At 62.8% G+C, this 17,573-nt stretch carries 18 protein-coding genes and 1 pseudogene; 10 read left to right on the forward strand and 9 right to left on the reverse strand.

The features are described from left to right. Nucleotides 1-25: 25 nt before the first annotated feature. Together AC1Q6C_RS21625 and AC1Q6C_RS21630 are read right to left on the reverse strand one after the other, a co-directional pair. A complete protein-coding gene (locus AC1Q6C_RS21625) occupies nt 26-1,231 on the reverse strand; it encodes an acyl-CoA dehydrogenase family protein (RefSeq protein ID WP_003942363.1) in 1,206 nt (401 codons plus the stop codon). Between the two features lie 27 nt (nt 1,232-1,258). Continuing rightward, nucleotides 1,259-2,707: an acyl-CoA dehydrogenase family protein gene (locus AC1Q6C_RS21630; RefSeq protein ID WP_073512822.1), complete on the reverse strand. Its 1,449-nt coding sequence runs from the start codon at nt 2,705-2,707 to the stop codon at nt 1,259-1,261. A 103-nt stretch (nt 2,708-2,810) separates the two neighbouring features. Here AC1Q6C_RS21630 and AC1Q6C_RS21635 point away from each other — a divergent pair, with 103 nt between their 5' ends. Both AC1Q6C_RS21635 and AC1Q6C_RS21640 read left to right on the forward strand, forming a co-directional pair. After that, a complete protein-coding gene (locus AC1Q6C_RS21635) occupies nt 2,811-3,956 on the forward strand; it encodes a sensor histidine kinase (RefSeq protein WP_047271658.1) in 1,146 nt (381 codons plus the stop codon). After that, nucleotides 3,953-4,591: a response regulator gene (locus AC1Q6C_RS21640; protein WP_030534984.1), complete on the forward strand. Its 639-nt coding sequence runs from the start codon at nt 3,953-3,955 to the stop codon at nt 4,589-4,591. Before AC1Q6C_RS21635 ends, AC1Q6C_RS21640 begins: the two co-directional genes overlap by 4 nt. Here AC1Q6C_RS21640 and AC1Q6C_RS21645 read toward each other — a convergent pair. The 3 genes from AC1Q6C_RS21645 to AC1Q6C_RS21655 all read right to left on the reverse strand — a co-directional run bounded on the left by AC1Q6C_RS21645 (nt 4,585) and on the right by AC1Q6C_RS21655 (nt 7,550). Continuing rightward, nucleotides 4,585-6,117 (reverse strand): multicopper oxidase family protein, encoded by a 1,533-nt coding sequence (locus tag AC1Q6C_RS21645; protein WP_081557683.1) that lies wholly within the window; start codon nt 6,115-6,117, stop codon nt 4,585-4,587. The two genes, AC1Q6C_RS21640 and AC1Q6C_RS21645, sit on opposite strands and share 7 nt — an antisense overlap. Before the next feature lie 136 nt (nt 6,118-6,253). Further along, a complete protein-coding gene (hisN, locus tag AC1Q6C_RS21650) occupies nt 6,254-7,036 on the reverse strand; it encodes a histidinol-phosphatase (RefSeq protein ID WP_007731284.1) in 783 nt (260 codons plus the stop codon). A gap of 19 nt (nt 7,037-7,055) precedes the next feature. Further along, nucleotides 7,056-7,550 (reverse strand): beta-class carbonic anhydrase, encoded by a 495-nt coding sequence (locus AC1Q6C_RS21655; RefSeq protein WP_007731285.1) that lies wholly within the window; start codon nt 7,548-7,550, stop codon nt 7,056-7,058. Between the two features lie 109 nt (nt 7,551-7,659). On the opposite strand from AC1Q6C_RS21655, the gene prfB reads away from it, so the two are divergent. The 3 genes and pseudogenes from prfB to AC1Q6C_RS21670 all read left to right on the forward strand — a co-directional run. Continuing rightward, entirely contained in the window at nt 7,660-8,766 is a 1,107-nt protein-coding gene (prfB, locus tag AC1Q6C_RS21660; protein WP_003942364.1) for a peptide chain release factor 2, read from the forward strand. A gap of 22 nt (nt 8,767-8,788) precedes the next feature. Continuing rightward, nucleotides 8,789-9,673 carry a mechanosensitive ion channel family protein gene (locus tag AC1Q6C_RS21665; protein ID WP_003942304.1) on the forward strand — a complete coding sequence of 295 codons (885 nt, stop codon included), beginning with the start codon at nt 8,789-8,791 and terminating at the stop codon, nt 9,671-9,673. Nucleotides 9,674-9,750: 77 nt separating this feature from the next. Further along, nucleotides 9,751-9,810 (forward strand): annotated as a pseudogene (locus AC1Q6C_RS21670) (Rv3103c transmembrane domain-containing protein); the annotation flags it as partial. 68 nt (nt 9,811-9,878) lie between these two features. Here AC1Q6C_RS21670 and AC1Q6C_RS21675 read toward each other — a convergent pair. After that, a complete protein-coding gene (locus AC1Q6C_RS21675) occupies nt 9,879-10,142 on the reverse strand; it encodes a hypothetical protein (RefSeq protein WP_492666820.1) in 264 nt (87 codons plus the stop codon). An 84-nt stretch (nt 10,143-10,226) separates the two neighbouring features. On the opposite strand from AC1Q6C_RS21675, the gene ftsE reads away from it, so the two are divergent. The 4 genes from ftsE to AC1Q6C_RS21695 all read left to right on the forward strand — a co-directional run bounded on the left by ftsE (nt 10,227) and on the right by AC1Q6C_RS21695 (nt 13,310). Continuing rightward, nucleotides 10,227-10,907: a cell division ATP-binding protein FtsE gene (gene ftsE, locus AC1Q6C_RS21680; RefSeq protein ID WP_020969258.1), complete on the forward strand. Its 681-nt coding sequence runs from the start codon at nt 10,227-10,229 to the stop codon at nt 10,905-10,907. Between the two features lie 81 nt (nt 10,908-10,988). Further along, nucleotides 10,989-11,894, forward strand: coding sequence for a permease-like cell division protein FtsX (gene ftsX / locus AC1Q6C_RS21685; protein WP_003942367.1), 906 nt, complete (start codon nt 10,989-10,991; stop codon nt 11,892-11,894). Nucleotides 11,895-11,970: 76 nt separating this feature from the next. Continuing rightward, on the forward strand, nt 11,971-12,444 hold the full coding sequence (gene smpB / locus AC1Q6C_RS21690) for an SsrA-binding protein SmpB (RefSeq protein WP_003942330.1): 474 nt from the start codon (nt 11,971-11,973) through the stop codon (nt 12,442-12,444). Then, the gene (locus AC1Q6C_RS21695) at nt 12,441-13,310 is read left to right on the forward strand and encodes an EamA family transporter (RefSeq protein WP_482628527.1); all 870 of its coding nucleotides are present in this window, start codon (nt 12,441-12,443) and stop codon (nt 13,308-13,310) included. The genes smpB and AC1Q6C_RS21695 overlap by 4 nt, the downstream gene beginning before the upstream one ends. Nucleotides 13,311-13,535: 225 nt before the next feature. Here the strand turns inward: AC1Q6C_RS21695 and AC1Q6C_RS21700 are convergent, their stop codons facing one another. The 3 genes from AC1Q6C_RS21700 to AC1Q6C_RS21710 form a co-directional block, all read right to left on the reverse strand. Then, nucleotides 13,536-14,414, reverse strand: coding sequence for a sugar phosphate isomerase/epimerase family protein (locus AC1Q6C_RS21700; RefSeq protein WP_081305372.1), 879 nt, complete (start codon nt 14,412-14,414; stop codon nt 13,536-13,538). 212 nt (nt 14,415-14,626) lie between these two features. After that, on the reverse strand, nt 14,627-15,553 hold the full coding sequence (locus tag AC1Q6C_RS21705) for an aldo/keto reductase (protein ID WP_218748851.1): 927 nt from the start codon (nt 15,551-15,553) through the stop codon (nt 14,627-14,629). Between the two features lie 412 nt (nt 15,554-15,965). After that, nucleotides 15,966-16,550, reverse strand: a complete 585-nt coding sequence (locus AC1Q6C_RS21710) for a helix-turn-helix domain-containing protein (protein WP_007731290.1) — start codon at nt 16,548-16,550, stop codon at nt 15,966-15,968. Nucleotides 16,551-16,615: 65 nt separating this feature from the next. Here AC1Q6C_RS21710 and AC1Q6C_RS21715 point away from each other — a divergent pair, with 65 nt between their 5' ends. Next, on the forward strand, nt 16,616-17,563 hold the full coding sequence (locus AC1Q6C_RS21715) for an NAD(P)/FAD-dependent oxidoreductase (protein ID WP_047271826.1): 948 nt from the start codon (nt 16,616-16,618) through the stop codon (nt 17,561-17,563). The last annotated feature ends 10 nt before the right edge of the window (nt 17,564-17,573 follow it).

Below are 17,573 nucleotides of genomic sequence, written 5' to 3' on the forward strand. Positions count from 1 at the left end.
TTTCGGGATCTGGTCCGTGCGACCGTCACTTCAGTTCGGCGGACGACTTTCCGAGCAGGCGGCGTGCGACGATCAGCTGCTGGATCTGCTGGGTGCCCTCGAAGATGTCGAGAATCTTCGAGTCGCGGCCCCACTTCTCGAGCAACGGGCGCTGCGAGTAGCCGTAAGTGCCGGCCAACTCGACTGCCTTGAGCGTCACGTCGGTGCCGGTGCGGCCGGCCTTCGCCTTGGACATGGACGCTTCGAGCGAGTTCGGCTTCTTGTTGTCGGCCATCCACGCCGCGCGCAGAGACAGCAGGTACGCGGCCTCCCAGTCGGCTTCCAAACGGATGAACTCGGCTGCAGCTGCATGCTGGTTGTAGACCGGTGTGTCGTAGGAGATCTCGACACCGGCTTCGGTCAGGATGCCGCGCAGTTCTTCGAGAGCTGCGCGTCCGACGCCGACGGCCATGGCTGCAACGAGGGGCCGGGTGTTGTCGAACGTCTGCATGACGCCGGCAAAGCCCTGCTCCACGTTGACCTCCGGGCTGCCGAGGATGTTGTCCGCGGGAATGCGGCAATCCTGGAGCAGGAGTACTGCGGTGTCGGAGGCCTTGATGCCCAGCTTGTGCTCGAGGCGAGCAACGCTCAGGCCCGGTGCGTCACGCGGAACGACGAACGACTTGATGGCCGCTCGGCCCTTCGACTTGTCGACCGATGCCCACACGACGATGTGCGTCGAACGCTCACCGGCGGTGACGAAGATCTTCTCGCCGTTGAGAACCCACTCGTCGCCGTCGAGAACGGCGGTGGTGGTCACTGCGGCGGAGTCGGAACCGAAGCTCGGTTCGGTGATGGCCATCGAGGCCCACACCTTGCCGAAACGTTCGAGCTGTTCGTCGGTGGACACTGCGGCGATCGCGGCGTTGCCGAGCCCTTGGTAGGGGATCGAGAGCATGAGTCCGACGTCGCCCCAAGACGTTTCGAGCGAGTTGAGGAGCGCAGACATGTTGCCGCCGTTGGCGTTGCCGCCCTTGGCGCTGGCGTCGGACCGTCCGCCGCTGGCGCCGCCGATGTCTCCACCGGAATCGGAGAGGCCTTCCACCATGGCGGCCATGGTGTCGAGCTCGACGGGGTACTCGTGCTCAGCGAGATCGTACTTACGTGAAATGGGTCGGAAGATCTGCGCCGCGACCTGATGTGCCTGGTTCGCTGATGCTTTGAGCTTCTTGGGAAGTTCGAGGTTGATCATCGTGGTTCTCCTGGAAGTTCAGCGGCGTCAGATGAGGACGATGCCCTCGGCAACGCCGATGGCACGGAGGTCGCGGTACCAGCGCTCGACCGGGTGTTCCTTGGTGAACCCGTGTCCACCGAGGAGTTGCACACCGTCGAGGCCGATCTGCATGCCCTTCTCGGAAGCCAGCTTCCGGGCCAGAGCGGATTCGCGAGCGAAGGACAAGCCCTGCTCGGCGCGTGAAGCGCCCCGAAGCGTGACCAGGCGCAGTCCGTCGAGTTCGATGCCGATGTTGGCGACCATGAAGGCAACCGCCTGGCGGTGGCTGATCGGCTCGCCGAACGCTTCGCGCTCGTTGACGTACGGAATCACGTAGTCGAGAACTGCCTGGCTGGTGCCGACGGCCATGGACGCCCAACCGAGGCGAGCCAGGCGAATCGCGTCGGCGTATTCGGCCTTGCGCTGCTCGGCGTCACCGTCGCCGAGCAGTGCGGACTCCGGCACAGCGACATCGGTGAGGATCAGGCGACCCAGGCCTGCGGCGCGCAGTCCCATGCTGGGATCTGCTTCGACGACGAGTCCCTTGGTGTCGGATTCGACGATGAAGAAGGACGGCTTGCCGTCGAGTTCTGCGGCGATGACGAAGAGCTCGGACGTAGCCGCGGCGGGCACCAAGCTCTTGACGCCGTTGAGCTTGTAGCCGCTGGGGGAGCGAACTGCCTTGGTCTGCAGGGCGAACGGATCGAACAGTGCGCGTGGTTCGTTGACCACCACTGCTGCGCCGGGGACCTGCTCGCCGGTGAAGGCCGGAAGGTAGGTCTTCTGCTGCGCGTCGGTGCCCCACTGCGTCAGTGCGACTGCAACACCGCTGGGTGCGAGGATCGGAAGTGCAAGCCCCATGTCTCCGTGCGCAAGTGCCTCGGCAACAAGAGAATTGGTGACTGCGCCGCGATCGGCAGCTGCTCCGTCGAGTTCTTCGGGAACATTGATCAGCGTGATGCCGAGCTCGGCTGCGCGCTTGGAGAGATCGGCGGGTGCCTGCGCTGCGCCGTCGGCGTCGTGCGCTGCGGGACGCAGGATCTCGGCCGCGAACTCGCGCACGGTCTCGACGATCATCTTCTGGTCGTCGTCGGGGGTCAGATCGAAGTAGTCGGCGTTCTTGCTCGGGTTGTCGGGCAGGCGCTTGGGTGCGCCGTTGCCCGAGACCTTCTGGAATCCTCGAGTGGCGGCACCCAGGGTTTTGAAGCCCGTCTTGGTGCCCTCGTAGGTCACGCGATCGATGGTCTGACGCAGATTGAACTTCTCGGCCAGTTCCGAACCGGTGATCTTGGTAAGCACACGCATGGCTGCGCCCATGGCGTCGCGTTTGATCGGGTTCAGGCCGACGGCGGACGTGTCGCGGGGCGCACCCTTGGCGCCGCCGCGCTGCGCGCCCGATTCGCTGCGCTGAGCGCTCCTGTCGGGGGCAACACTGTCTTGCTTGGTCATGATCACCAGCTGTTTCTCGGTGTTGGGGCGTTGGACGATCCTTATCTTACTCATCAGTAAGGTCTGTTGTCGAGAAACCGCGAAATGATGCGCGTCATAGGCTCGAGGGGTGAACCGGACAGAGGTGCCAGATCGGATACAGCGGTACGTGCGCTACACGCCGTTGGTGGTGGTCCCGTGCCTGTTGATCGCCAGCACGTATCCGGGGGAGTATCGAGTTCCCCTCACCTACTGGATTCTGTCGATGCTGTCGGCGCTCGCCTTCGCCGTCGGCCGTCGATGGCCGGTCTTCGCGTCCCTGGTCATCTCGGCGCTCGCCGTTCCGATGTTCGTCGCCGACGCCTGGGGGCTGTCCGAGCTTGTTCCGTATCTCGGGGCGGTCGCCGTCGTCGACGTCACGATGCGGGCCGAGCGTAGAGAAATGGTTGCCGTATCGGCAGCAGGATGGTGCGGTTCGGTGCTCGCGGGTATCTGGTTCGAATCTCACGAAGCGTTCTGGTCTGTCACGACGGCTGTGAAAGTGCTTGCGTACGTGGGGTTGCCACTGCTGCTCGGGCTGTATCTACGCTCGCAGCGTGAATTGGCCGCGAACAATCTTGCGCAGACCCGCGCTGCGGAGCGCAGTGCGCTCGCCCGCGAACTGCACGACCTGGTTGCGCACCACATGGCATCGATCGTCCTGAGAATCGGCGTGGCTCAACATGTCTTGGCGCCCCAGGACGAGGCCGTGCGTGAGGTCCTCGCGGATGTGCGTGGGACTGCGTCCGATGCGCTGGCCGATATCCGTCGCCTCCTGGTCGCACTTCGTGATCCTTCGCTCGGTGAGGTCGCTCTGGTCGAGCCGGATGCCGTCGAGGCGGAAATCGAGGCGGCGATAGATCGTGTGCGTGCGGCGGGTTTCGAGGTGCAGGCAGTCTTCGATGCCCAGGAGAATGTCGAGTCAGGCGCAGCCGATCTCGACGCGATCGGGAGGCTGACGTTGTTGCGGGTGATTCAGGAATCACTGACCAACGTCATGAAGCACGGCGACAAGAAGGGGCTGGTATCGGTCTCGGTCGGTCGCGAAGACAACCGGGTGCATGTCAGGGTTGTCAACGACGTCGAGGGATCGCCTCGGAGTGCAGGTCATGGCCTGGTGGGAATGCAGGAGCGTGCGGAGTTGGTCGGCGGCGAGATGACCGCGGGCACCAACAGTGACGGGAAATGGGAAGTGCACGTGAGTATTCCACTCGTTGTCTCGGGCGATGTCTCGTGATCAGCGTGCTGATCGTCGACGACCAGCGACTTGTGCGCGCCGGTTTGCGGATGCTGTGCGCGGCAGCCGAGGACATGACCGTGGCCGGTGAGGCGTCGAACGGCGTCGAGGCGGTAGCGCTCGCTGCAGAATTGGATCCCGACGTGATTCTGATGGACTTGAGAATGCCCGGGCTGGACGGGATCGGCGCCACGCAGCAGATCGTCAAGGCCGGTCGTCGAGCGCGCATTCTCGTGCTGACCACCTTCGACGACGACGATCATCTGTATCCCGCACTCGCCGCGGGGGCTTCGGGATTCTTCGTCAAGGACACCGAACCCGCCGAGTTGCTCGGTGCCATTCGGCGGATCGCCGAGGGCGAGATGGTGTTCACTCCGGAACTTCTCCGCCGCGTTGTGGATCGAGCGGTGATCGGTGGTATCGCAGACACTGCTGTGACGGACAAGGTTCCGTTGACCGATCGCGAATCGCAGGTCCTCGCACTGGTGGCAGAAGGGAAGAGCAATCAGGAGATCGCGGACACGCTGCATCTCGGTGTGACCACGGTGAAGACGCACGTGGCGAACCTGATGTCGAAGACCGGTTGCGACAATCGGGTTCGCCTCGCCGTGTACCACTTGCAGAACTTTCAGTGACCGGAGTGCGAACCAGGCATCGGCATGTCCATCGGCATGTCCATCTGCATCGGAGCCGCCTTCTGTCCCGGTTCGAGGACGAGGAATTGGCCCATCATCCCTTGGTCCTCGTGCATCAGCAGGTGGCAGTGGAACATGTACGGGAAGGTGGGATCGGTGTACTCGGACCACTGCAGTGCGACGCGAACCCTGCTGCCCGGCGGTGTGTAGACGGTGTCCTTGAGTCCGCGCAAGTGCGGCGGGGGAGTGCGACCGTCGACGTCGAGGATCTGGAACTGGACGTCGTGGACATGGAAATTGTGTGGCCAGTTGTCCTTGTTGGTGATCGTCCACACCTCGGTCGCGCCGACCTCGGCCTCGAAGTCGATGCGGTTCATGTCCATTCGTTGCCCGTTGATCATGTACCACTGCAGATCGAAGGTTCGGGAAACGCTTGCCTTCGACGGATCCAGACGCGGCAGTACGGCCAACTGCGCCGGGAGAGTCGACCGTGACGCGCGGCTGGCAACGCCCCGCAGTTCGAGGATGTCGAAGCGGTCGTTCATGCCGAAGTTCTCGGCGTCGGAGGAACTCACGCCACCGCCGTCCTCGATCGGGAACGACACCAGTGTGGTCGTCGCACCGGGGTCGACGCGAACCACGATCTCGGCTCGTTCGCCGGGGCTGAGCTGAATCCGCTTGATCGCAATAGGTGATTCGAGCAGTCCGCCGTCGGTGGCAATCAGATCGAACGTGCGGTCGTCGGGGAACCCCAGGTTGTAGAGACGGCCGGAAGAGCCGTTCAGAATGCGTAACCGGACGACCCCGGTGGTGACGTCGAGGTAGGCGTCGGAGATGCCGTTGGTGACGATCGTGTCGCCGAGCAGGCCTATGTCGGTCGGATCCGATTCGTCGAAGCTGCCGTCGGCGAGGAATCGACGATCCTGGATGATCAGCGGAACATCGTCGACACCATAGGTTTTGGGGATGTCCAACGCCCGCGTGTCGGCGTCGTCGATCAGGAACAGTCCGGCGAGACCGCGCTGCACGTGCCGTTCGGTGGATCCGTGCGGGTGTGGGTGATACCAGAGCGTCGACGCCGACTGGCCGATCGTCCACGCCGGTTCCCAGCGTCCGCCGGCTTCGATGGTCTGGTGCGGGCCGCCGTCGTATCGGGCGGGCAGATGCATGCCGTGCCAATGGACGGTCGTGGGCTCTGCCAGTGTGTTGTCGATCGTGAATGCGACAGATTCTCCGCGTTCGGCGCGGACGGTCGGCCCCAGAATGGATCCGTTGAAACCCCAAGTGTCGGTGAGTTTTCCCGCGACGATCTCGGTGGTCCCGGCACCGGCACGAAGTGTGAAGTGGCGAACACCGGCGTCGTCGACGGTGGATTCGGCAAGCGGCGGAATCGGTAGCGGACGCGAAGTTCCGGCCACCGCCAACGTGGCGCTCTTCGCTGCCGGGTCGGCGCCGCAGCCCACCGCGAGCCCGAGGGGCGCTGCGGCCAGACCGAACAGAATCGTGCGCCTGGAAATCCGGTTCATCGTTCTCCTGGAAGTAGTGCGTGATCAACTACTTCCAGTCAACGGGCCGAGATGTCGTGCCGAATCCTGCCGACGGGCCTGTCGGAACTCCTCCCTCGGACCCTTGCGGCGGGTGGGATGTTCTGGTAATCGGGTGTTACCGCAGGCGGGCCAGAACGTCTTCGTGCAGCAGTCCGTTGGTGGCGACCGCGCTGCCGCCGTGCGGACCTGCGCCGCCGTCCAGATCGGTGAACGCGCCGCCGGCCTCACGGACCAATACGTCGAGCGCTGCCAGATCCCACAGGGAAACCTCGGGTTCGGCAGCAATGTCGACGGCGCCTTCGGCCACGAGGCAGTAGGAGAAGAAGTCCCCGTAACCGCGCACGCGCCAGACGTGGTCGGTGAGTTCGACGAACTGATCGCGAATTCCGCGGTCCTTCCACCCCGAGAGGCTCGAGAAGCTCAGGCTCGCTGACTCGCTGCGATCGACGGCGGATACCTGGATCGCCCGCGCATCACTGTCCCCGAAGGACGTATGTGCACCCAAACCTGTTGCAGCCCACCATCGCCGATTCAGTGCAGGTGCGCTCACGACGCCGATGACCGGGACGCCGTCCTCGAGCAAGCTGATCAGCGTGGCCCACACCGGTACGTTGCGGACGAAGTTCTTGGTCCCGTCGATGGGGTCGACCACCCACTGTCTGCCCTCGAAGACTGCGTCGCCGCCGAATTCTTCGCCGAGTACGGAATCCGCAGGACGATGCTCACCGAGCGTCGCGCGCACTGCTCGCTCGACAGCCAGATCGGCGTCGGAGACGGGGGTGAGGTCCGGCTTGTCGTCCACTCGAAGGTCGAGGGCGCCGAAGCGGGCGCGAGTGATCGCGTCAGCCTCGTCGGCGATACGGAGGGCGAGTGCGAGGTCGGATGCGCGATCGGTCACGGGTACACAACCTACCGGCTCAATCGGGGAGGACCTCGTTCAGCTTTCCGGTTGCGACGTCGAAGACGAATCCGCGTAGGGAGGTCGTCGCGGTGACGAACGGACTGTTCTCGATGCGCTTCAACGACTGACGGACGTCCTCGTCGATGTCGGGAAACGATTCGGCAGCCCAATTTGGTTTGATGCCGATCTCGTCCTGGATGGATCGCTTGAAGTCGTCGTCGGTGAACGTCAGCATTCCGCAGTCGGTGTGGTGGATGAGGATGATCTCGGTAGTTCCCAGCAGACGCTGGCTGATGGCCAGGGATCGGATCTCGTCGTCGGTGACGACTCCACCCGCATTGCGGATGACGTGCGATTCACCTTCCTTGATTCCGAGCACCCGATAGACGTCGATGCGGGCGTCCATGCAGGCGAGTACGGCGACGTGTTTGCTGGGTGGGAGGGGGAGCGGTCCGGTGAACTGCTCGGCGTAGGCGGCGTTGTTCTGCAGGTATTCGTCGGTGACAGTCATCGTTCCAGTAGGTTCCCTCGGAGCGAGGTTGGCAAGGCTTCCAGTCCCGGTGATCCCAATACGTGACGGGCGGCAGGGCCGAGGTCGGCACCCGGTAGCCTTGAAAACCGTGCATCCCGACGTAATTGCAGACCTGAACGCCCTCGACACCACCCTTCGCACCTGCGAATCGGTTGTGGACGTCGAGGAGCTGCGCCGACGCATCGACGAGCTCGAGCACCAGGCAGCCGACCCGGGTCTGTGGAACGACCAGGAACACGCCCAGCAGGTCACCAGCCAGCTCTCCCACGCGCAGGCCGAGCTACGCCGGATCGTGGCACTACGCGAGCGACTCGACGAGATGCCGATCCTCTACGAACTGGCAGAAGACGAAGGCCCCGACGCGGTGGCCGACGCCGACGCCGAGCGCGCGAGCCTGCGAGACGACATCGCGGCGATGGAAGTCAAGACCATGCTCTCGGGCGAGTACGACGAGCGCGACGCGCTCATCAACATCCGCTCCGGTGCCGGCGGTATCGACGCTGCAGACTGGGCCGAGATGCTCATGCGTATGTACATCCGCTGGGCGGAGAAGCACGACTACGGCGTCGAGGTCTACGACACGTCGTACGCCGAAGAAGCCGGACTCAAGAGCGCGACGTTCGCGATCAAAGGCCCGTACACGTACGGCACGTTGTCCGTCGAGATGGGCACCCACCGGCTCGTTCGCATCAGCCCCTTCGACAACCAGGGGCGTCGTCAGACGTCGTTCGCCGAGGTCGAGGTACTGCCGGTCGTCGAGACGACCGACCACATCGAGATCAACGAGAACGACATCCGCGTCGACGTCTACCGCTCGTCCGGTCCCGGCGGCCAGTCGGTCAACACGACGGACTCCGCCGTTCGACTCACGCACATCCCGACGGGAATCGTCGTCACCTGTCAGAACGAGAAGTCGCAGCTCCAGAACAAGGTGTCGGCGATGCGCGTCCTGCAGGCCAAGCTGCTCGCGGTCAAGCGTCAGGAAGAGCGCGCCGAGATGGATGCGCTCAAGGGCGACAGCGGCAGCTCGTGGGGCAACCAGATGCGCTCCTATGTTCTGCATCCGTACCAGATGGTCAAGGACCTGCGTACCGAGTACGAGGTCAACAACCCGTCGGCAGTGCTCGACGGCGACATCGACGGGTTCCTCGAGGCCGGCATCCGCTGGCGCATGAGCGAGAACCAGTCCGCATAGCGTTCGGATACCGAAAGGCACGATGACTTTACTTCGACCTGGGCAGAACCTGCTCGATTGGCTTCAAACCACCGGTTTGTCCGTCCTCATGACCGTGCTCGGGGCGATGATTCTCGCCCGGTTGGTCAGTTGGGGCGGCAACAAGGTCACCGACCAGATCGACTCCAACTATCAGTTGGGCGATGCGCTGGTTCGTTCCGAGGCGACCAAGCATCGTCACTCGGTCGCGCAGGTCATCACCTGGGTGGTCATCACGTTCATCTACGTGATCGCGACGCTGAAGGTTCTCGACCAACTGAACCTGCCGATCGGCAGTCTCGTCGCGCCGGCGACCGTTCTCGGTGCGGCGCTCGGTTTCGGTGCACAGCGCGTCGTGCAGGACATTCTTGCCGGTTTCTTCATCATCACCGAACGTCAGTACGGCTTCGGTGACACCGTCCGGCTTGCGATCACCGGCTCCTCCGACGACGCCGAGGGTGTCATCGAGGACGTGACCCTGCGCGTGACGCGGATGCGGAACTCCGACGGCGAGGTCATCACCGTTCCCAACGGCCAGATCGTGAAAGCGACCAACCTGTCCAAGGATTGGGCACGCGCCGTCATCGACGTTCCGGTTCCGGCGACCGCCGATCTCACCCGGGTCAACGAGGTGCTTCGCCAGGTCGGAGTCGACGCGATGGCCGACCGCGGACTCAAGAAACTGCTGCTCGACGAGCCCACGGTCATGGGCGTCGAAAGCCTGGAGGTCGATCAGGTCAACGTGCGGATGGTCGCGCGCACACTCCCTGGCAAACAGTTCCAGGTCGGACGCGCTCTTCGCGTCCGCGTCGCCGCAGCACTGCGACGTCAGGGGATCACGGTGTCACCGGATCTGCACACCGTACGGACCGAGGAGGCGAGCGAATGACCGATCAGGAACCGCGCCGCGGACTCGACCGACTGTTTCACCTGGACTGGCTCCCGTCCCGGATTTTCGGCGGCCGGATGCGAACCTCTACCTTCATTCTCATCGTGGCGTGGATATTGACGTATCTGTTGCATACGTATCTTAATCCTGAGGACCCGACCGCAGTGACACCACCGCCCAGCGTGGACACGTCGCAGACCGAGCCTTACGTCGCGCCCTCGGTCAAACCGTCGACGACGACCCCCGTGCCGTCCTCGACCGAGCCGACGACTACGTCCGAGACCCAGTCTCCGGAATCGAGCACGGGCATCTCAGGTTCTCCGACGCCGACTTCGGGTCCCGCGCCTGCGCCGGGCAACGCCGAACAGTCCGCGACCACGGTGCCGACCACTCCGGCGACGACGACCGTTCCCCAACCTGGCGCGGCGATGCAGGCACCGACGTCTGTGCCGCAGTCACCCGCGACCACCGGTACCGGATAAGGACGAGGGTGCTCGCGCGTGGCGCCAAGGTCACCGTTAGATAACGGCTAGACTGGCTAGTTGTGATCAGCATGAAGAATGTGTCGAAGTCCTACAAGGCCTCCACCAGGCCGGCGCTCGACAAGGTCAGTGTGGAGGTGGAGAAGGGGGAGTTCGTCTTCCTCATCGGCCCCTCCGGCTCCGGCAAGTCGACGTTCATGCGGTTGCTGCTCAAGATGGAGTCGCCCACGTCCGGTGACATCGAGGTCGCGGATTTCCACGTCAACAAGTTGGCGGCCCGCCGCGTGCCGAAGCTTCGCCAGAGCATGGGCTGTGTGTTCCAGGACTTCCGCTTGCTTCAGCAGAAGACGGTCTCCGAGAACGTGGCCTTTGCGTTGGAAGTCATCGGCAAGCCCCGCAACGTCATCGCGCGCACTGTGCCCGAGGTTCTCGACATGGTCGGTCTGGCCGGCAAAGCCGATCGACTGCCCACCGAACTTTCCGGCGGTGAGCAGCAGCGCGTCGCCATCGCCCGCGCATTCGTGAACCGCCCTCTCGTGCTGCTCGCCGACGAGCCCACCGGCAACCTGGACCCCGAAACGAGCCAGGACATCATGCTGCTGCTCGAGCGGATCAACCGCACCGGCACCACCGTCGTGATGGCGACCCACGATCACCACATCGTCGACTCCATGCGTCGACGCGTCATCGAACTCGATCTCGGCAAGGTGACCAGAGACGAAGCGCGGGGTGTGTACGGCGTCGGCAGGTAGCGCCGACTACGACCACACGTCCCGTACGCCCACCGGTTGTCGTGAAACAACCGGCCTCTCGAAAAGGAATCGGATTCCCCGATGCGCGCCAGCTTTATTTTCAGCGAAGTCCTGACCGGCCTACGCCGCAACATCACGATGACCATCGCCATGATCTTGACGACGGCGATCTCCCTCGGACTCTTCGGCGGTGGTCTGCTGGTCGTGCAGATGGCAGGCAAGACCCAGCAGATCTTCCTCGAACGAGTCGAGGTGCAGATCTTCCTGACCGACGACATCTCTTCGGCCGATCCCGGTTGCGAGCAGGAGATCTGCAGTTCGTTGCGCAAGGAACTCGAGCAGACTCCGTCCGTCGTCGCGGTTCAGTACCTCAACCGCGAAGACGCCGTGAAGGACGCCACCGAGCGCGTGTTCAAGGACCAGCCCGAACTGGCAGCCCTGGTGAGCCCGGACAGCTTCCCGGCGTCGTTCAAGGTCAAGCTCAGTGACCCGGAGCGGTTCGGCGTCATCAACGACACCTTCGGTTCGAGGCCCGGCGTCGAGAGTGTGCTCAATCAGCGCGAGTTGGTGGACCGACTGTTCAGCGTGCTCGGTGGAGTGCGCAACGCAGCGTTCGCGATCGCGATCGTCCAGGCGATAGCGGCCATCCTGCTCATCGCCAACATGGTCCAGATCGCCGCGTTCACGCGTCGTACCGAGGTCAACATCATGCGGTTGGTCGGCGCGACGCGGTGGTACACCCAGCTTCCGTTCCTCCTCGAAGCCGTCGTGGCGGCCTTGATCGGTGCGGTGCTCGCCATTGCCGGACTGTTCACGGCGAAGAACGTCTTCATCGACGGGGTCCTGTCCGACGTCTACGAAGCAAACATCGTGGCGCGGATATCCAACAGTGACGTGCTGTTCGTCTCGCCGATCCTCGTACTTGCCGGTGTCGGAATGGCCGCGGTGACGGCGTACGTGACGCTGCGTCTGTACGTCCGCGAATAATCGGTTTGCACGAGCTTCTATGCTGGAACAGCAAGAACCATTCGACAGCAAGACAGCGGACTGAGAGGCCCGGACAGTGAAGGAAAAGGGCCGCAAGGTCATTGCGACCAATCGCAAAGCACGCCACAACTACACGATCATCGACACCTACGAGGCCGGCATCGCTCTCGTCGGGACCGAGGTCAAGAGTCTGCGTGAAGGCAAGGCGTCGCTCGTCGACGCGTTCGCCACGGTGGACAACGGCGAAGTGTGGTTGCGCTCGTTGCACATTCCGGAGTACACGCAAGGCACGTGGAACAACCATTCGCCACGTCGTACCCGAAAGCTCCTGCTGCACAAGCGTGAAATCGAGCACCTCGTCGGCAAGACCCGCGAGGGAAACCAGACGCTGGTCCCGCTGTCGATGTACTTCAACGACGGCAAGGTCAAGGTCGAACTCGCACTGGCAAAGGGTAAGCAGGACTACGACAAGCGCCAGGACATGGCCAAGCGCACCGCCGAGCGCGAGGTGACCCGCGAGCTCGGTCGTCGTATCAAGGGCATGCGCTGACCTCCATCCTGCTTGCCCTCGTGGCGGCAGTTGCCTACGGAGTCAGCGACTTCGTCGGGGGAGTTGCGTCACGACGAGTTGCCGCACTGCGTGTGGTGATCGTCTCGTATCCACTCTCGCTCGTCATCGTTCTGATCGCAGCACCTTTCGTATCCGGGACGCTGACGCCGAACGGTCTGATCTGGGGCGCGATCGCGGGCGTCACGAGTGGTCTGGCGGTCTGGTGGTTCTATCTCGCGCTGGCAACCGGCCCCATGTCGGTGGTCTCGCCGCTGACAGCTGTTCTGGTGGCGGGCATTCCGGTGCTCGTCGGATTCGCATTCGGTGAGCGGCCGGGGTTGATCGCGTACCTGGGTATTGCCGTCGCGCTGGTCGCCGTCGTCCTGGTCAGCCGCGAGTCGCCTGACGACACCGCGGGTGAGGTCGCCGGCGGAATCACCCTCCGCTTCACCAGACAAGTGGCTCTTCTGACCGTCGGAAGCGGTGGCGCATTTGCACTCTCGTTCATCGCACTTCACCAGATCGGCGAGGGCAGCGGACTGTGGGCGTTGGCCGTATCTCGAGGTGCCGCGACCGTCGTGGTGTGGTTGGTCGCGCTGGCGGCCGGTCACTTCGTTCTCCCACGAGGCGAGCCACTCAAGCTCGCGGTGTACGTCAGCGTCCTCGACGTCGTCGCGAACGGGACGATGATCTACGCCTTCCAAGGCGGAATGCTCTCACTGGTCAGCGTGATCGGTTCGCTGTATCCGGCTGCGACGGTTCTGCTCGCCATGGTGATGCTGGGCGAGCGGGTAAGCCGCGTGCAACAAGCGGGAATGCTGTTGGCGCTGGCGGCAGTCGGCATGATTGCCGTCGCTGGGGCGTAGTTCCTTTTCAGCGGCTGTGACCCGTACACCCATCGTAGGAACGCGCTGTTTCATTCCTCGACGAGTACCTGGGCTACTTGCACGCCGGATACCCCGATCCGCCACCATCCTGTCAAAAGAGTCCCGCGTGGTTTGAACTGGTCTCCGATTGGCGGAGTGGCCAAATTGGAAACGCGGCGGCGGTGCGAGTTTGGTATCGCACCAAACTCAGGGCCTCGGAATAGCTCATGACGGCTCGACAATGCCCGCGGGCGAACCAAATTCAGTACTCCGCAGGAACATCCGAGTGGCCGCGGAAAGGTGGGCCACGGTTTCCTCCGGATCTCCGATATCAGCGGTGAACACCTCGACTCCCAACACGACGTCGGGAGCCACGACCCCCAACGCCCGCACAATCTCCGCGATCGGCGCCGTTCCCTCGCCAGGAGCCAGGCGGCCGGTCATCGGTACATAGGGATCGTGGCGGCCAGGCTGGACACGATCGCTGATCTGCACTTCGAATACCTGACCATGGGTAACCTCTGCAAGCTGGGTCGGCGTACCACCCGAGCGCAGAAAGTGCCAAGTATCGAACAGGATTCCAACGCCGGGGTGGTCGGCTCGCCGGACGATGTCCAACGCCGCACCGAGATCCGGTATTCCTGTGCCGGGGATGAACTCCAGACTGACACGAACTCCGACCTCGGCTGCGCGGTCGGCGACTTGTCGCACCGCCGACGCCAGCGCGTTTCTCTTCACTGTCGGATCACCCAAGAAATGGGCGACGTTGAGAGTGCGAGCGTGAAGCGCCTCAGCGGCTTCGAGACACTCGTCGAGATCTACCATGAGCTTGCGCCAGTGTGGAGGTACCTCATCCAGTCGAGCAGAGCCGGGTAGGTAGGTCATGAGCGCATCGATCACGCCAACAGTCACACCTAGATCGTCCAGGCGCTCCCGCACTCGGGAGTCGGCACTCTTCACAATCGAATATTGCGAGGGATGAACAGTGATCTCTGGAAAGCCGCCCCTACGGGCCAACTCGGCGAGCTGTATCAAATCAGCGTGTGGGATGCATCCCCAGCAGAGGGCAGTGCCCTCGATTGGCTGCACAGCCTGGTAGGTCATCGATGGCCACTTCTCTTCGTCACTCACACACACTCGGAGGTGATGTGCTGGTCCTGTCGTTGCGACTGCCGGCGGAACGAATACGGTCGACGCGGCTTACAGGTTGGAGTCCAACATTGGACTGCCAAAGCGAGCTACCAGTGCGCGGGCCGTTTGTTTTCTATCTGGCTGCTCAGTAGTCAAATCAGCAAAAGGAGTTGAACCGCAGACTTTCAGGGGCGCGAAGGCAGCGCCGCAAGAACGTCGTCGTCGAGCTTCCACTCCGCGGCGGCAACATTTGATCGCACTTGTTCGGGGTTCATCGCACCGATGATCACAGAGGGAACGCTCTCCTGCGCGCACAGCCACGCTATGGCGAGTTCGAGTATCGAGTGTCCGTGCGCTTGTGCGAACGCTGACAGTTTCTCCACGTACTCGAAGTTCTCTTCCGTTGCCAGTGTGGCGAAGTACGGCGCACTGGCTAGTCGGCTGCCGGTCGGAAGCGGCCGTCGCATCGTGTACTTACCGGTGAGCATTCCGGAAGCAAGCGGAAAGAAAGGGATGATTGACATTCCGACCTCGTGTGCGGCGGGAACAATGTCTGCCTCGATCGCGCGGTTGAGCAAATTCCATTCGACCTGGTTCGCCAATAAATGCGATGCGCCAGTACCGGTGGCGATGCCCTCGGCCTGCCTCATCTGATCCGCGGAGTAGTTCGAGCAAGCTACGTGGCGGGCTTTCCCTTTGGCTACCAGCCCATTCAACGCCTCGATGGCCTCCTCCAGTGGAGCATCGGGGTCAGGGACATGCTGGTAGTACAAGTCGATTCGATCGGTGCTGAGTCGCCGCAAGCTTGCCTCACAGCTATCCTCGATGCTTCGTGCGAGTACTCCGGGCTTGTAATCGACCTCACGCGGGCGTGGAATCGCTTTGGTGGCGATTACCACCTGGTCTCGTTGACCTGCGAGCGCCTTGCCGAGGATTTCCTCCGAGCGCCCGTTTCCGTACATCGTCGCTGTGTCAAAGTGGGTGACGCCCTCATCGAGAGCAGTACGGACGACCTCCGTACTCCCCTCAGGGTCCAGTCGGGTACCAAAGTTGTTACACCCTAAGCCAATACGCGAGACTTGAAGATCGCGCGCGAGTTGTCGTAATTCCATGTCATTCCCCTTGTTTTCGCCACTTACGTGAATTCGTCGCCCCGCGAACTCGACGAATGATTGGACGCAAGATCAATTACCCTGCAAGAGCTCTGAGCGGTCGGCAGGCCCTGTGGGACGAACGAACATCTACATTCCATACATCGACAAGGTGGGTCCGCCGAACCACTTCATCGGAGCGATTCAAATCGTGCACGAGCCCGGACCGCAGTAGGAAGTGGTTTTTCCACTCATCGGGATTCCTCTTCTCGGTCATGATGATTCATCGGGCTAGCTATCTCGCGCGGAGACAGGCGGCGCGGTACAACAGGTGGAATTGGTTTGGCCGGATTCTCAGTCATCTCTCAACGATGTGCACCCGCTCCACCGAGTCACCCGCTTGTAGATGTCCTCGCTTCTCGGAGAATTTTCCTCAGCCGCGTCTGTCGGCCGGCGCTGCGCGTAGGTGAACCCGCTCGCCCTGTTTTCCGAAGAGGCTGATCGCCTCGGCCGGCCGTCCGTCGGCAGCACTGATGCGGTGCGGGATGTGCGTGTCGAACTCGGCGGCCTCGCCTGCCCCCATGATGAAATCCCGGTCGCCGAGTTGGAGTCGGATGCGCCCGGACAGAACGTAGACCCACTCGTAGCCCTCGTGGGATCCCGGTTCGCGATCGTCGTCGGTGGGCGAGATGATCATCTTGTAGGCCTGCAGATTGCCGGGTTGACTCGTCAACGGAATGACCGTCATACATCCGACCGTCCGAGGTTCTTCGCGCACGCGCGGATCTTTGATCTTGCTGTTCACGAGGTCGTCCAAGGGGACGCCGTGTGCCTTGGCAATCGGCAGCAGAAGCTCCAAGTTGGCTCGGCGAGTACCGGATTCGAGTCTCGACAGTGTGCTGACGCTGATGTCGGTGGTCTCCGACAAATCGGCCAGGGTCATGTCGGACTGTTGGCGCAACGCACGTAGGCGAGGGCCGATGCCGGCTAGTACGGCTTCGAACGATGTTTCGGTCATGCACTCATTTTGCCAAAGTGGCAACAGCGTTTGTCAAGACTGCGTTCTCTTGTCATTCTGGATTCATGACGCAGAACTCATTCGACGTAGCAGTAATCGGAGCCGGTGCGGCAGGCCTCAACGCCGCACTCATTCTCGGTCAGGCACGCAGATCCGTGATCGTCTTCGACAACGGATCGCCACGGAACGCGGCCGCCGACCACATGAACGGATTCCTCTCCCGTGACGGCATGAACCCGGCAGAATTGTTGACCATCGGCCGAGGTGAGGTCCGCAAATTCGGCGGCGAGTTCCATGACGGCACCGTTGTCTCCGTGACACGGGACGGCGAGAAATTCTCGGTAGAACTGGCTGACGGCATCAAGATTCAGGTGCGCAAGGTGCTTGTTTCGACGGGTCTGACGGACCGCCTACCGGTAGAACTCGAAGTCTTCGGCGAGCGTTGGGGACGCGATGTGTTGCACTGCCCGTACTGCCACGGGTACGGCGTGCGTGATCAGCCGCTCGGCGTGATCGCCAAGAGCGCGGAATTTGCGATGCACCAGGCGCTCATGGTTCGCCAGTGGTCCGATGACGTGGTTCTCTTCCTTCATCGCATCACCGAACTGAGTTCCGAAGATCGGGAAAAGCTTGCGGCTCGCGGTATTTCGATCGTCGAGGGTGAGGTTGCCGGTCCCGTCGTCGAGGATGATCGGTTGGTGGGCGTGCGGTTGGCCGACGGCAGTGTGGTCGCGCGTTCGGCGGTCTTTGTCGGTGGCGCCCTCACGATGGACCCCAACGATGCGATCTTGCGCGCATTCGGTGCGCAGCGCGCCGAGACGATGATGGGCGATTTCGTCACAGTCGACATGATGGGGGCCACAAGCGTGCCCGGCGTGTTCGCCGCGGGCAATGTCGTGGACCCGGGTGCCCAGGTCATCATGGCCGCAGCCGCCGGGGCGAAGGCCGGAGCGGGGATCAACATGATGTTGACCAACGACGACCTCGGGGTTGCACTCGCGCTTCGCAGTTGAATTGTGCGTA

It is taken from the genome of Rhodococcus sp. MT28, assembly GCF_058792695.1.